At 49.4% G+C, this 13,624-nt stretch carries 13 protein-coding genes; 4 read left to right on the plus strand and 9 right to left on the minus strand.

All coding sequences use genetic code 11. The features are described from left to right. The first annotated feature begins 170 nt into the window (after positions 1 to 170). The 3 genes from rpmB to SYK_RS09210 all read left to right on the plus strand — a co-directional run bounded on the left by rpmB (position 171) and on the right by SYK_RS09210 (position 1,996). Positions 171 to 386 carry a 50S ribosomal protein L28 gene (gene rpmB, locus SYK_RS09200; RefSeq protein WP_281759963.1) on the plus strand — a complete coding sequence of 72 codons (216 nt, stop codon included), beginning with the start codon at positions 171 to 173 and terminating at the stop codon, positions 384 to 386. 468 nt (positions 387 to 854) lie between these two features. Next, positions 855 to 1,514, plus strand: a complete 660-nt coding sequence (locus SYK_RS09205) for a type 2 periplasmic-binding domain-containing protein (protein WP_281759964.1) — start codon at positions 855 to 857, stop codon at positions 1,512 to 1,514. Between the two features lie 203 nt (positions 1,515 to 1,717). Next, the gene (locus SYK_RS09210; RefSeq protein ID WP_281759965.1) at positions 1,718 to 1,996 is read left to right on the plus strand and encodes an SHOCT domain-containing protein; all 279 of its coding nucleotides are present in this window, start codon (positions 1,718 to 1,720) and stop codon (positions 1,994 to 1,996) included. A gap of 131 nt (positions 1,997 to 2,127) precedes the next feature. Here the strand turns inward: SYK_RS09210 and gltX are convergent, their stop codons facing one another. The 7 genes from gltX to SYK_RS09245 all read right to left on the minus strand — a co-directional run bounded on the left by gltX (position 2,128) and on the right by SYK_RS09245 (position 9,144). After that, on the minus strand, positions 2,128 to 3,525 hold the full coding sequence (gene gltX, locus SYK_RS09215; protein WP_281759966.1) for a glutamate--tRNA ligase: 1,398 nt from the start codon (positions 3,523 to 3,525) through the stop codon (positions 2,128 to 2,130). Positions 3,526 to 3,760: 235 nt separating this feature from the next. Next, entirely contained in the window at positions 3,761 to 3,982 is a 222-nt protein-coding gene (locus SYK_RS09220) for a NifU family protein (RefSeq protein WP_281759967.1), read from the minus strand. Between the two features lie 103 nt (positions 3,983 to 4,085). After that, the gene (locus SYK_RS09225; RefSeq protein ID WP_281759968.1) at positions 4,086 to 5,153 is read right to left on the minus strand and encodes an HDOD domain-containing protein; all 1,068 of its coding nucleotides are present in this window, start codon (positions 5,151 to 5,153) and stop codon (positions 4,086 to 4,088) included. A gap of 121 nt (positions 5,154 to 5,274) precedes the next feature. Continuing rightward, entirely contained in the window at positions 5,275 to 6,516 is a 1,242-nt protein-coding gene (locus tag SYK_RS09230; protein ID WP_281759969.1) for an OprD family outer membrane porin, read from the minus strand. Positions 6,517 to 6,564: 48 nt separating this feature from the next. Next, a complete protein-coding gene (locus SYK_RS09235; RefSeq protein ID WP_281759970.1) occupies positions 6,565 to 6,981 on the minus strand; it encodes a hypothetical protein in 417 nt (138 codons plus the stop codon). A gap of 10 nt (positions 6,982 to 6,991) precedes the next feature. After that, positions 6,992 to 8,419, minus strand: a complete 1,428-nt coding sequence (locus SYK_RS09240; RefSeq protein ID WP_281759971.1) for a carbon starvation CstA family protein — start codon at positions 8,417 to 8,419, stop codon at positions 6,992 to 6,994. A 98-nt stretch (positions 8,420 to 8,517) separates the two neighbouring features. After that, positions 8,518 to 9,144 carry an MBL fold metallo-hydrolase gene (locus SYK_RS09245; RefSeq protein WP_281759972.1) on the minus strand — a complete coding sequence of 209 codons (627 nt, stop codon included), beginning with the start codon at positions 9,142 to 9,144 and terminating at the stop codon, positions 8,518 to 8,520. Positions 9,145 to 9,203: 59 nt separating this feature from the next. On the opposite strand from SYK_RS09245, the gene SYK_RS09250 reads away from it, so the two are divergent. Beyond that, positions 9,204 to 10,379, plus strand: coding sequence for an SGNH/GDSL hydrolase family protein (locus SYK_RS09250; protein WP_281759973.1), 1,176 nt, complete (start codon positions 9,204 to 9,206; stop codon positions 10,377 to 10,379). On the opposite strand, the gene SYK_RS09255 is transcribed toward SYK_RS09250, so the two are convergent. After that, on the minus strand, positions 10,376 to 11,767 hold the full coding sequence (locus SYK_RS09255; RefSeq protein WP_281759974.1) for a sigma-54-dependent transcriptional regulator: 1,392 nt from the start codon (positions 11,765 to 11,767) through the stop codon (positions 10,376 to 10,378). The two genes, SYK_RS09250 and SYK_RS09255, sit on opposite strands and share 4 nt — an antisense overlap. Positions 11,768 to 11,779: 12 nt before the next feature. Beyond that, positions 11,780 to 13,621 carry a two-component system sensor histidine kinase NtrB gene (locus tag SYK_RS09260; protein WP_281759975.1) on the minus strand — a complete coding sequence of 614 codons (1,842 nt, stop codon included), beginning with the start codon at positions 13,619 to 13,621 and terminating at the stop codon, positions 11,780 to 11,782. Positions 13,622 to 13,624 lie beyond the last annotated feature (3 nt).

Below are 13,624 nucleotides of genomic sequence, written 5' to 3' on the forward strand. Positions count from 1 at the left end.
CCGCTGCTTCCTATATGGTAACAAATTCTCCTGTCAAGAAAAAAAACTCTTGCCATTTCACAAAAGGCTCGGTAATGAATCACTCCCGCTGCTTGGGGAAGCTACCAACTCCAGGCTATGATTAAAAAGCCAAATTGAACTATTTTATTTGAATACATTAGGAGGTCGCAATGTCCCAGGTTTGCGATATTTGTGGAAAAGGCCCTCAGAGCGGCAACAATGTCAGCCACTCCCACATTAAGACCAAGCGTCGTTTCATGCCCAACTTGCAGAAGGTTCGTCATCAGCTCGAATCCGGTCAAGTTGTCAGCATTAAGGCTTGTACTCGCTGCATCCGCAATGGTGCCGTGACTAAGCCCGTCGCTCGCAAAAAAACTGACGCGTAAGTCCGTTTAGAATTTTAGCTACGAAAGCTATGCTGCCACCGATTCGCTCGGTGGCAGCTTTTTTGCGCCCTGTGAATATGCCACAGGTTCCCTCCTGTCTCAATTCAAAAACAGCTATAAGAACTCATGTCCTTGATCCCTTCCAATTCCCTTGTTACTATTTATAGCTTACAATAGTCGCCCTTTTGTACTGTGACAAATATTCTTTATTGAAATACTCTGATAAAAAAGAACTATTGCACTTTTGAATTAAGGATATCAATGCGACTACAAATTATAGTCTTGGCACTCACTATTGTCTGCATAGGGACAAACGCATATTCAATGGACCACATCAAGCTGTCTCCAGACTTCAAATCTGATTGCTATATTTACACATTGTTGGGAAAAGCACTTGAAGTAACAAAAAGGACCGATGGCCCATTCACCATTTCACAGGCCCCACTCGGGATGAAAAGGAATCGGGCCTTGTACGAACTGGTTGAAGGTTCCAACATCAATATACACATAGCGGCAACAAGAAGAGAATGGGAATCAAAAACACTTCCCATCCGCATCCCCATCATAAAAGGACTTTTAGGATATCGTCTTTTCCTCATTAACAAAAAGGATGCTCGCCTTTTTAAAAAAATTGTAAATATCGAAAAATTGAAAAAACTCAGAGCAGGGTCAGGACAACAATGGACCACAACTGCAGTTCTCCTAGACGCTGGTTTCACAGTTATTACCGGATCAGATTATGAAGGGCTTTTCGGCATGCTCGAAGCAAACCGATTTGACTATTTCCCACGCGGGATCAATGAAATCTTTTTTGAACTGGAAGCACAAAAACAAAAACACCCCGATTTGGACATCGACTCGGCATTGGCTCTTTACTTCCCCACTCCAAGCTATTTTTTCATATCCCCTCAACATCCGCATTTGGCTGATCGAATCCAACGGGGACTGGAAATTCTCATTCAAACAGGCGAATTCGACACAATGTTCAATAAAGAATTTGCCACATCCATATCGCGTGCAAAGTTGAACAGTCGAAAATTATTCGTAATCGAAAATCCTTTTTTAACCGATAAAACTCCTTTTGATCGACCAGAACTCTGGTTTTCCCCCGATGCTTCGACTCCGTAAAAAATCACACAACAAAACCATTTCTTTCCTTAGAATCATCACCGATCCTTCTGTGCAAAAATCAGCGCACAAGGAGTGCACAGACATGCACTCCTGCACATATCACATTTTACAATATTTGCTTAAAATACTATTATGCATGAACATTATCTTTGGCACGCCTCCTGCTATTCTTCAGTAAAAGCACGAGCGAGGTTACACATATGGGATTTTTTAGTACAATAGGTAATTGGTGTGGAGGGCCTGCCTTCTGGCAAGGCAGCGGTCACGGAATGGGCGGATGGATGCCCTTCCATTTTGGCGGCATATTCCAGCTCATCATTATCGGACTCATCATATATTTCACGGTCCGCATGTTTCGAAAACCCGCCACGAATAACGGACCGGACAGAGCTGAGGACATTCTCAGGCGCAGGTACGCAGCCGGAGAAATCGACACACAAACCTATGAAGCCATGAAAAAGGATTTACAAAATATTTAGCGATTGAACAACCACCTCCCCATGACAAAGCCCCCGCCGAATCTCTTCCGGCGGGGGCTTCCTCTATACTATTACAAGACTCTCCCTCACGCTATAAAGCCTGAGAGAGGGCTGGCTAATATACAGGGTCTTTACAGTTCAATAGCTCGCTTCATACGGGCCAAGGTCTGTTCTTTGCCAAGCACGATCATGGTCTCGAACAACCCGGGAGACTGAGTCTTGCCCATGATCGCCACACGAATAGGCTGAGCGATGATCTTGAACTTGATATCCTTGTCTTCGAGGAACTGACGATGCACATCCTCCAAAGACTTCTCGGTGAATTCGTCAAGGGCTTCAATACGCTCAGCGATCTCTTCCAGCAAAGGCTTGGTCTCTTCGGTAAGAAATTTCTTCACGGCCTTCTCATCGTACGGCAGGAAGCTCGCATCCACGATGAACGGACGGGATTGTTCCAGCATGTCTACGATAGATTTGGCACGTGGCTGAAGCAATGGCGCGACCTTGGCAAAATCAGCCTTGGACACGCTGGCCGCTTCTTCCTCTCCCACTTCACGGGCCAGGAAATCACACAGCATTTCAGCCAAACGCTCGGGGTCGGCCTTCTGCATGTACTGGCCGTTAACCCATTCAAACTTTGTCAGGTCAAATACGGAAGGCGAGTTGCCCAGATGGTCCGGGGAAAACAACTCCACCATTTCATCCATGGTAAACAACTCCTGATCACCATGGGACCAGCCAAGACGAGCAAGATAGTTTGTCACGGCTTCAGGCAGGTAGCCCATCTTCTCGTATTCCATGACCGAAAGTGCGCCGTGACGCTTGGAAAGTTTTTTCTTGTCCGGGCCAAGGATCATGGGAACGTGACCGAACTGCGGCACATCCCACCCCATGGCGCGATAAATCAAGATCTGACGAGGGGTGTTATTCACATGGTCATCACCACGCATAACGTGGTTCACCCCCATGTCGTGATCATCAACCACAACAGCCAGGTTGTAGGTTGGAGTTCCGTCGGAACGACGCAGAATCATGTCGTCCATTTCAACATTCTCGACATTGATCGGTCCTTTGACCATATCCGTAAAGCCGGTGGCCCCTTCCTGTGGAGTCTTGAGACGAACCACGCCCTCGGTCAGCCCTTTCTCACGGCAGGTGCCGTCATATTTAGGCTTGCGGCCTTCTTTCATGGCCTTTTCACGCATGGCGTCCACATCTTCCTTGGAACACAGACAGTAGTAGGCATGACCGTTCGCGATAAGTTGATCAATGACCTCGTTGTGCCGATCCTTACGGGTGGATTGGAACACGATCTCGCCATCATGCTCAAGACCGAGCCACTTCATAGAATCAATAATGGCGTCCGTGGCTTCCTGCGTGGAACGTTCACGGTCCGTGTCTTCGATACGCAGACGGAATTCACCGCCTGTAGCGCGAGCCAAAAGCCAGGAGAACAGTGCGGTACGAGCACCGCCAATATGCAAATACCCAGTCGGGCTGGGCGCAAAACGAGAAACGATCTTGGTCATGATGGAATGCCTCCGGCGGCTCAAGAAGCTTTTGGAAAAGGTTCTTGAGAATCTCCAAAATTTTTTGTTGCGCTTCGCGAGGATGGGCGAACGCGATGGTTACTTCAATAAATATTAAAATGGCCCGAGCATACGAAAAGACAGACTGTTTAAGTCACCAACAGCCGTAGCTTGGCTACGGTGAGGACAACTCAACCGTTCCAACAACACGTATGCACAACTATCAAAAGTCGGATTATACCGCCTCGACAGCTTTGACTTCGGGTATTTCTTTAAGAACAATACGTTCAATACCATTTCTCAGAGTCATCTGAGACATGGGACATCCTTTGCAGGCTCCGGTGAGTCGCACCTGGACCACGCCGGAATCGGTGATATCCACCAATTCCACGTCACCACCATCAGACTGCAACATGGGCCGGACTTTATCGAGAATAGCTTCAACTCTTTCACGCATATTATGTATCTCCGTCAATGTGTGTTCGGACGTTGAGAAGTAAGGCTTTGAACCGAACCTGTCAATTGGGCCAATGCAACACCCTTTGTTTTCAAGCGCCCTGCTATTGCTTGATCAGAATCTGAAAGGCCTCTTCCAGCTCTTCATCCAAATCCTCGACCATTTCATCTATACGCTCTGGCGTAAGCCCCATGGAAGTCCAGACATCCATATTCGGCGGCTGGACAAAAAACTCACCACTAGAACCGATGCCAAGACCGGTGGCGATGGTTTCAGCACAATGAACAAGTGCGGGTTCTGCCTCTTTCTGGCTGATCTTGGGATGATGGTGTTCCAGCACTGCGGCCACAAGAACGAACGGGAAATTCCATTTTCTCAACAACATGCCGCCCAAGGTCGCATGGTCAAAACCAAGCAAATTTTTCTCTTCGGCAAACAGGAGAGTATCCTTATCCCGTGCATGGGCATGAACAGCTGCAACTCTTTCCGGCTCAGCCTGCAACATGATCAACTGACCGATGTCATGCAGCAAACCCGAGACAAATGCTCGTTCCGGGTCACCCTGGCCGGTAATGCGACATAACCTTCTGGCTATAAGCCCGCAGGCAACCGAATGTTTCCAGAACTGCTCCATATCGAGCACTTCTTCGGGGATATCCTTAAACAAACTGATGACCGAAGTACCCACAGCCAAAGTAGAAAGCTGATTGACACCAACAACGGTGACAGCGCGGGAAATGGTATCGATCTGCATGGGCAAACTATAAAATGCGGAGTTGACCATACGCAACAAAAAGGCTGTCAATCCGGGATCCTGACTAATTATTTCGGCCAGATCGTCCGCCGAAGTAGATTCACTCGAAATCGCCTGTTGCAATTCCAGAAAGACCTGAGGCAAGGCTGGAAGTTGATGATCCTGACGCAAAATATCCAACGGATCCAACGGGGAGACATCAGGTATCACCCTGCCAGACTCAACGGGGGCATATCTTTCAGGACTCGCGACCATGTCTCGGGCAACATGCGTCGCACCGATCCAAGCCAGTCGCTTCATGGATTCATCTGGTTTCTTTATATATTTGTATCGCTTGACAAGCAGTGCCTTCGCAGCCTCAAGCATTTCCGGTGCAATATCATCTCCACTACCATTATAGACGGTGTCGTCTGCCATAAATCATTCCTCAGGTTTTATGAAGCAAGCCGAGTATTAACCCTAAAATAAAAACCCAGGAAGAAAAAGCGGTTTATACTATATGATCATATGATGAGGTGATAGGGAGATGCTTCCTCTCTTACAATAATTGAAAATTGTACTGGAATCTCAAACGCACCTGATAACCATCCCGGCCACCGAGGTCTTCGTCTGCATCCTGATAGGACCACCTATTGAGAATGGAAAGACCTTCAAGGCCACCGTCAAAGGCATAATTCAGATTTAAATTGTATTCGTTCCGGTCAAAGGAAGCATTATCGCCGGAATCCGGTGTGTCACCAAAACCGGTCTTGATATTAGCGGTAAAACCTTCGGCACCCAAGCGACTGAAATCATAGGCAGCTCCCAGATACAAAGCTTTTTCGCCAGCCCGATTAAATGCGTAGCTCATTAGGTTGTTAAAAAAAGGATAGTTACCCCATGAATTACGGATACCGGCCGAGTTACCGACAATGGTTCCACCCACGTCAAAGGTAAAACCGCTGAATGTGATGCCTCCCTTGAGACCACCTTCAGCCGTGCCATATTCCCCGGCCCGCTCATCACCGACACTGCGTTGATCAACACCCTGAAACAACACGGTAAAGCCGACGTCCTTGGGGTCTCCGAAAACATACGCTGCCTGGGTAAAAAAGGTATTATCCAGATCAGGCGCATAGTAGTTCCAGAACCTCAACGGGAGTTTTTCGACGGGGGTCCAATCCGCGCCAGCCATGAAAACACCGCCGTCCGTTCCGTCCAAGCCCGCCATGTCAGACATGGATTTGAAGAGTTCCGTGTCCCGCGCCTTTTCCTTGTCCACCCAGTATAGACTCCAAGTCAGGTTTTCGACATCGCTGGATTTGATACCATAGGCCTCATAGGTCTGGGGGATCATACGACTGTCGTTACTGTTGATGAACGGGGTCTCAAGACGTTGCCGCCACAACCGCATTTCAGTCTTGGAATACCGGGCTTTGAAATAGGCTTCACCGAGCACGGCAAACCCTTCATTATTGCTGGTCAACAGTCCGGTACCGCCCTCATCCGCTTGATTCAATTCACCGGACAACGGAGCAGTGCCATATACGGCAGCACCAAAACCAAACATATCGGCCAGCCACGGGGTTTCGTATTTAAGAAAGCCACCCAAGGCCAATGACTCTTTGATGTTGTCAAAATCATCACCCGTAGTTTTATTGCGCTGGGTAAAATAATACATCCGGGCCTGACCGGTCACAGTCCCATATTTCGACACGGTCTTTTCCGCGGCCAATGCGGGAAATGAAAACAGAATGAGACACAGAACCATAAGGAAGATACAGACTTTATTATTTCTCATGATGACTCCAAAATTTGCTGGACACTGTACAAGCAATCTCATTCGAGACTATTGCCGTTTCAAGACAAAAGAATAACTGCCGCCGCACGCGAAAACGCCGTCGCTCCACTGCCATAAAGTCTTCCCCGTTGCAGATTGACCATTTTCAAACGTTATGTCCACAACCTCGGTAAGATATCCGCCATCTTTCATATATGTCGCCCGCAAATGTGCTTTGTTCGGCATATCCGTCAGGAACTTACCCACGTACCGGACATGAGGCCTCTGCGGCACAATAATGATGGACTTTTCACCTTTGAAAATCTCAATGGTATAATTGCCGACAGGGTCCCAGCCAAGATCTTCACACTGAGTCTCGGCACTCGTGACATCAGCCAACCATTTGCCACTCAGGTCCTCAGCAAATGCTCCGCCGGCAATCAAAAGAAGAATAAAAACACATATGAGAATATTTATTTTTTTCATGTTTTTCTCCTTACTCCGTGTAGTCGACGGCTGCCGAGGCCGCAGCCTCTCCTGTCCGATACCGCAAGAACAGAATTAATGAAATCACGGAAACAGCTATACCGACGCCTGTAGCAACGGGCATGGGTAAATTGAATCCGATTTGAGCATAACAAAGGAATGTCGAGACAACACAAGTCATGAATAATGCTGGAATCGTCGTCAGCCAATGGCTCTTGCCCACCATGGCGAGGTGTGCCGAAGCCGCCCACAACACAATGGCCGCCATTGTCTGGTTGGCCCACCCGAAATAGCGCCAGATCAAACCGAATTCCGTCAATGACACCATGAATCCGACAAGAAAAAGCGGAACCGCGATAAAAATTCGCTTCATATTTTCTTTCTGAGACAGCCCCATGAAATCCGCGATAATCAATCGGGCACTTCTGAAGGCAGTGTCACCCGAAGTGACGGGGAGCAAGACCACACCAATAACGGCCAGAATACCGCCAAATGCACCGAGGAGTTCCGTGGATACCGTGTTCACTACCAGAGCCGGACCGCCGGTTCCCAGCACTTCATTGAGTTCCTCCGGTGTGTCGAAAAATGCAATAGCCAATGACGCCCAAATAATAGCGATAATACCCTCGGCAATCATGCCACCGTAAAAGACCATATGCCCATATTTCTCATTGGGCAGACAACGAGCCATCATCGGCGACTGAGTAGCATGAAATCCACTGATCGCACCACAGGCGATAGTGATGAAGACCAACGGCCAAAGCGGCAGATCTTGCGGATTGGTGTGTGTGAAGAGGGTCGAACTCTCGAACGAATACCCTTTGGCTATCATCATCACAGCCAGCCCCACGGCCATAAAAATAAGGATAGCACCGAAGATAGGATAAATGCGCCCGATGACCTTATCTACCGGCAAAATGGTGGCGATAAAGTAATAGATAAAAATGATGACCACCCACATCTGGGTAGAAATATCCGTCAAATTCTGAAGCAAACCGGCAGGGCCGAGCACGAAGACGATCCCCACCAGAATGAGCAGGACCACAGAGAAGCCGCGCATGAACTGCTGAAATCCTTTGCCAAGGGTCAACCCCACGACATCGGGAATACTGCACCCACCATGTCTAACTGAAAGCATACCGGAAAAGAAATCATGCACCGCGCCACCGAAGATGCACCCGATAACAATCCAGACAAGGGCAATGGGACCATAGAGTGCACCAAGTATCGGACCAAAAATCGGCCCCAATCCCGCAATATTCAACAACTGAATGAGAAAGACTTTCCAAACCGGCATTTCCACATAATCCACGCCGTCGGTCATCGTCTTGGCCGGAGTCGGCCTTCCGGGATCAATTCCAAAAACTTTTGCGACAAACGATCCGTAAATAAAATAACCAAGTATAAGCAGAATGATGGAACCAAAAAACAACGTCATTGGGGCCTCCGCACGCGCATTTATTGAACCGTCGAGGGACAATCAGCGCGTACGTTACACCAATATAGTAAAAAAAGTAAAGAAAAGGAGAATCTTACTCAGAGGACAAAATGCGGATTGTTTTCTTTTTCATGAATCACCGATGTCATGGGACCATGGCCGGAATAAATCCGAGTGGTATCAGGCAGTATAAAAATGCGTGAACGGATTGATCTAAGAAGCTCTGACGAACTCCCCCGAGGCAGGTCTGTCCGACCAACCGCGATCATAAAGATGAGATCGCCCACAAAGACGCAACCCGCCGCCGGGAAAAAAAAGGAGAGACTACCCGGAGTATGCCCCGGCGTATCAAAAACGAGCATGTCGTGTCCAAGGACCTTGCGCCGTCCCGGAGCAATCTCTTCAAAAGGGAACTCCAGAAACTCGACAAGTTCCCGGCACCCGCCCGCTTCGAGAGACAAGTCTTTCATAAACTCATCAACACCGCTGATGAAAACCGGCGCGGGACACTCCTGAAGAAGCTCCTGAACCCCACCCACATGGTCTATATGGAAATGAGTAATATAGATGCCAGTCAGCTTCAGCCCCAACTCTTTGATGCGTTGAATGAGTCGCTGAGGTTCAGTTCCCACATCAATAACCACGGCTTCACCATCCACGCTGAGCAGATAACAATTGGTCTCTTCCATACCAAGGACAAATGTTTCAACAGTCAAATTACTCATGCTTGACGAACGGCTCCGGTTCATGAAAGTTTTAAGAATACCAACATCAAGGATGAAGAATGCTTTACTTTTCGGGCAACTGTCAAATGGATTTCCTGAGTCGGGCTGTGGCAGACCGAGGAATTGACACTACATATCGAGTTCTGGCCTCGCCATTGACTTTGACCAGTCATCCCGGACAAGTACCGCCACAACTCGCCAGTATGGTCCTCGACATGGGGCTTGAGAATTTCTTCCATGGCCGTCTCCCGAGCAATCAATTCCAGATCATCACACCGAATGACCCGCCGCCAAAACTTCTGGTCATGAACCTGTTCCATGAAAACTCCCCGCTCTTCATCCACAAACAGGACAAGTACATTTTCTTCATGGACCCGGTGGTCTGGGAATCACATCCGAAAATGGGAACATGGATGAAGGCCGAATGCGGCATGATTCAGCCCAATCCGGCCACGTATCTCAAACGATACGGTGAGATGCTGGCAACACTACGATCCATGCACCCGGATCTTCCCATTGTGGTGGTTTCGCGACTCTCTCCTTATCCTGCCTTTGGCCCGGAACCACACTCCTACCTTGACGGATGGGCTGACATCTATCGAGAGGCCCCGGCTCACATGAAAGCCTGGGAAAAAGAACTTGGTAACGTGCACACCGTAGACATGAACCGAATCTTCGGCGGTATCTGGAATGAATCAGACAAGCGCATCGAAAGTCACTGTCCGTTCCTCAAGCTCTCTCTGGAAGAAACAGACGGAACCGTAACAGGCCTGCATGCCGGGCGTGACGTGGAGCATATCGGGTCCATGTGGCCACAGTTGGCAGAAAAAATCACCGCATATCTAAAAACAGGCCGTATCGGATACACGCAAAACGAAACAATCCCGGTCGAGTGGAACAGGCCGTGGCAACCCCACAAGCTTGATCAATCCACCATGCTGAAAAAACTTTCTTCAGGCGGCAATTATCTCTGTGCTGAAGCTGTGGGGAGTTTCTTCCTTGATCTCGGCACGGACTACACGGAACTGCTGGCACAAACCGGACACCTGACCCCTATCTGCCATAACACCCTGCACATGATTAAAACCTATAGCCGCATCTTCAAGAATCCGCTCATGGCACAGTGGTGCGAAGTCCACAGAAAAACCGCCGAACGCTATACGGACGGCGGCCCTCTTTATCAAAAGGATTATCTTGAACGCATTGAGACAATCAAAGCGTTCGTGACCGGCTAACGCCTCGTCAATCCGTACTTTTTCAATTTGTATTGCAAAGTTCTACGACTGATGCCCAAAGCATCCGCCGTGCGTTCGCGATGATTGCCGTTTTCTTCCAGCGCCTGAATGATTGCCTGCTTCTCGGCTTCTTCCAGATTCGCAGGGGCCGCAGGACTTGCCGAGATTGGTGGAGTAAAATCTATGTGAATAGCAGCCTCACGCGCACCAGTTATCTGGGGTGGCAACAAGTCCGTCCCCAAAGCATCGGCACGAGACAGAATCAGAGCGCGTTCCAAAACATTTTCTAATTCACGCACATTGCCGGGCCAGTCATAGCCGGACAAAGCATCGAGAAACGCGGGGGTTACCGTGCGAATAATCTTGTTGTTCTTGTTGCCCAAACGACGCAGCAGGAAACTGACTAAAAGCGGCAGGTCTTCCTTGCGTTCATCCAGTGGAGGGATACGAATCTCCAACACGGCCAACCGATAATACAAATCTTCCCGAAATCGTCCGGCATCGACCTCTTTTTTCAAATTCCGATTGGTAGCCGCGATAATACGCGTATCCACATGGATGGGTTTAACCGACCCTAACGGTTCAATAGTCTTTTCCTGCAAAGCACGAAGCAACTTGGCTTGAAGCGCAGCAGGCATTTCGCCTATTTCATCCAAAAACAATGTGCCGCCATCAGCCAATTGGAACCGACCAGGCTTGTCCTTGACCGCACCGGTAAACGCGCCTTTTTCGTAACCGAACAATTCCGATTCAAGCAGATCATCCGGCAAAGCCGCACAGTTGACCTTGATGAGCGGACGCTTTGCCCGATGGCTTGCCCGATGCAATCCTTCAGCTACAAGTTCCTTACCCGTGCCAGATGGTCCGAGTATAAGTACTGTCGCCTCGGAAGGACCGGCCTGACCAATGAGATCGCGTACCCGTTCGATACCGGGGCTGGCCCCAATAAAATCGGCCTCGCCGCTCACTTCGGCCCTGAGCCGTACATTTTCCTCAAGCAACTTGTGATATTCAAACGCCTTGCCAATAACTGCCGTCAACTCGTCGTTGTCAGCGGGTTTGGTCAAATAGTCGAAGGCTCCTTTCTTCATGGCATCAACGGCACTGCCGACACTGCCGAAGGCCGTCAACAGAACCACAGGCATGCTCGGACGCCGAATCTGCAACTCCTTGAGCAATTGCATACCGTCCATACCGGGCATTTTCATGTCCACCATGGCCACATCGGGAAATGTGTCCGACTCGGCTTCCTCGGCCAGAACTCGCAAGGCCTGTTCGCCTGAATCAGCTTCGAGAACCGTCCAATCTTCTTCCTCAAGAACGGCACGGACCATCATCCGATGGCCTGGCTCGTCATCAACAACGAGGACAATACGTTCTTCAGTCATATATCTACTTCCTTAGCTATCGCTTTCGGTATTCTTCGGGAAAAAAAGTTTCATTTCGGTGCCGTCACCCAGTTCGGAGTGAATAACCACCTCGCCCTTATGCGCCCGCATGATATTCTGGACAATGGCAAGGCCAAGACCGGTACCGGTCTTCTTGCCGGTCACAAACGGCTTGAACACGTCGCCTTCCAGATTGGGGTCCATACCCGGTCCGTTGTCAGCCACGATAAGCCAAACGCCGTCCTTGCCCTGAACCGAAGTCAGCAGAATATGCCCCGGCTTCATGCACTCCGGGCATCCCTCAATGGCATCGAGGCTATTGGTGATAAGGTTAAGCAAAATTTGTCTGAGCGCGTCCTGATCCGCAAAGACCGATTCCGGACCAAAGTCAAATTCCGGCACAGTTTCCTTGTCCTGAAAATCGAATCGCATGAGCTGCTTGATGGAATCTCCCAACGTGGATAGATCAATTTCCATGGGATCAAGCTGACGCGGACGGGCCAGATAAAGCAAGTCCGTAACAACTCGATTCAAGCGGTCCGCCTCCTGCACCATGGCTGCGGCATACTGATCAAGCGGAGCCTGCCCCTTGAGCTTGGTGGCAAACAACTGGGCAAAACCACGCAATGAGCTCAACGGATTGCGCACTTCATGGGCCACACCTGCGGCCAAAGAACCGATTTCCGCCAATCGCTTGGCCTCGTTCAAATCTTCTTCGAGCGACCGAAGCTGGGTGCGGTCACGTATGAGCACAAGCCGTTGACCGAGTTCAGGGGCTCCACCATCGTCATATTCCTGGAACGGCAACGTCAAAATTTCAAGCTGACGCCCCTGATAATCAAACTGCTCCCACTCATACGGCACAGCAAGCCCGATTTCATCATGGGTCTTTCCAAAATCGAAATCATGCCAGTTGGTACCGATAATTTCGGGCGCACCTTCTTCCCCTTCAGGAGCGAGAAGTTTTTTGGCCGAATGATTGGCAGCCAAAACCTCACCACTCTCAGCCAAAGTCACAAGGCCGTCGGGCATGTTGTCGAGCAGCTTGCTCTGGAACCGCTCGAGACGAATCAGCTGACGGCTGGCCCCTCGGCGGCGCAGATAAGCAAACGCCAACGACCAAAGAACAACTGCGGCAAGAAAGACATATCCGGTTTGATACGTGGCAGCTCGACGATACTGTCGAAACTGGGCCAGATGCTTCTCCGCATTAAGCCCCACCACCAAAAAAACCGGCGGTTCTTCCAGTTCCCTTTGCATACCATGTCGCATGCCTTGACCTTGATCCTGCCCTTGACCTTGTCCCTGACCACGGCGAGACATATGACTTGAACCATGTTCTCCGTCTTCGACAAAAGGAAGCATGCCACTCAGAGTGGAGATACCAGGCCGAGCGCGCAAGCCGGAAATGAGCACACTTTTCTTGCCCACCTGGGCCATCACATGCCACGCCCTGCCAGTCTCAATATCGCTGGTCACGGAATCGGGCAGACTAAACACGGGAGTGTCTTCTACGGCAGAAGAAACCAAAGGACGACCATCTTCGCCGAACAGAGTAATAAACACTATATCTTCGGATTTGGTCAGCTCTGCAAATAATTCCTCGGACATCGCCTGAAAAAGTTCAGGAGACTGAGGTGTCATGCGTAAATTCCGGGCAATACGTAAAATATTATTATCCACACCGCGCAGGATGGAGTTGCCTGTCATAATCATGTGATCTTCGACGATCTTGCGCTGTTGTGCAATGGATCGCCAAGTCAAATAGAGACTTCCCACTCCCAGCACGATAAGTGCCAGAACAAGGGCGACCAGAGGCCCTTTCTCCTTTCCGTCGGAATGAACAACTTCCATATT

Origin of the sequence: Pseudodesulfovibrio nedwellii (assembly GCF_027923765.1) — a bacterium.
Taxonomy (GTDB): domain Bacteria; phylum Desulfobacterota; class Desulfovibrionia; order Desulfovibrionales; family Desulfovibrionaceae; genus Pseudodesulfovibrio; species Pseudodesulfovibrio nedwellii.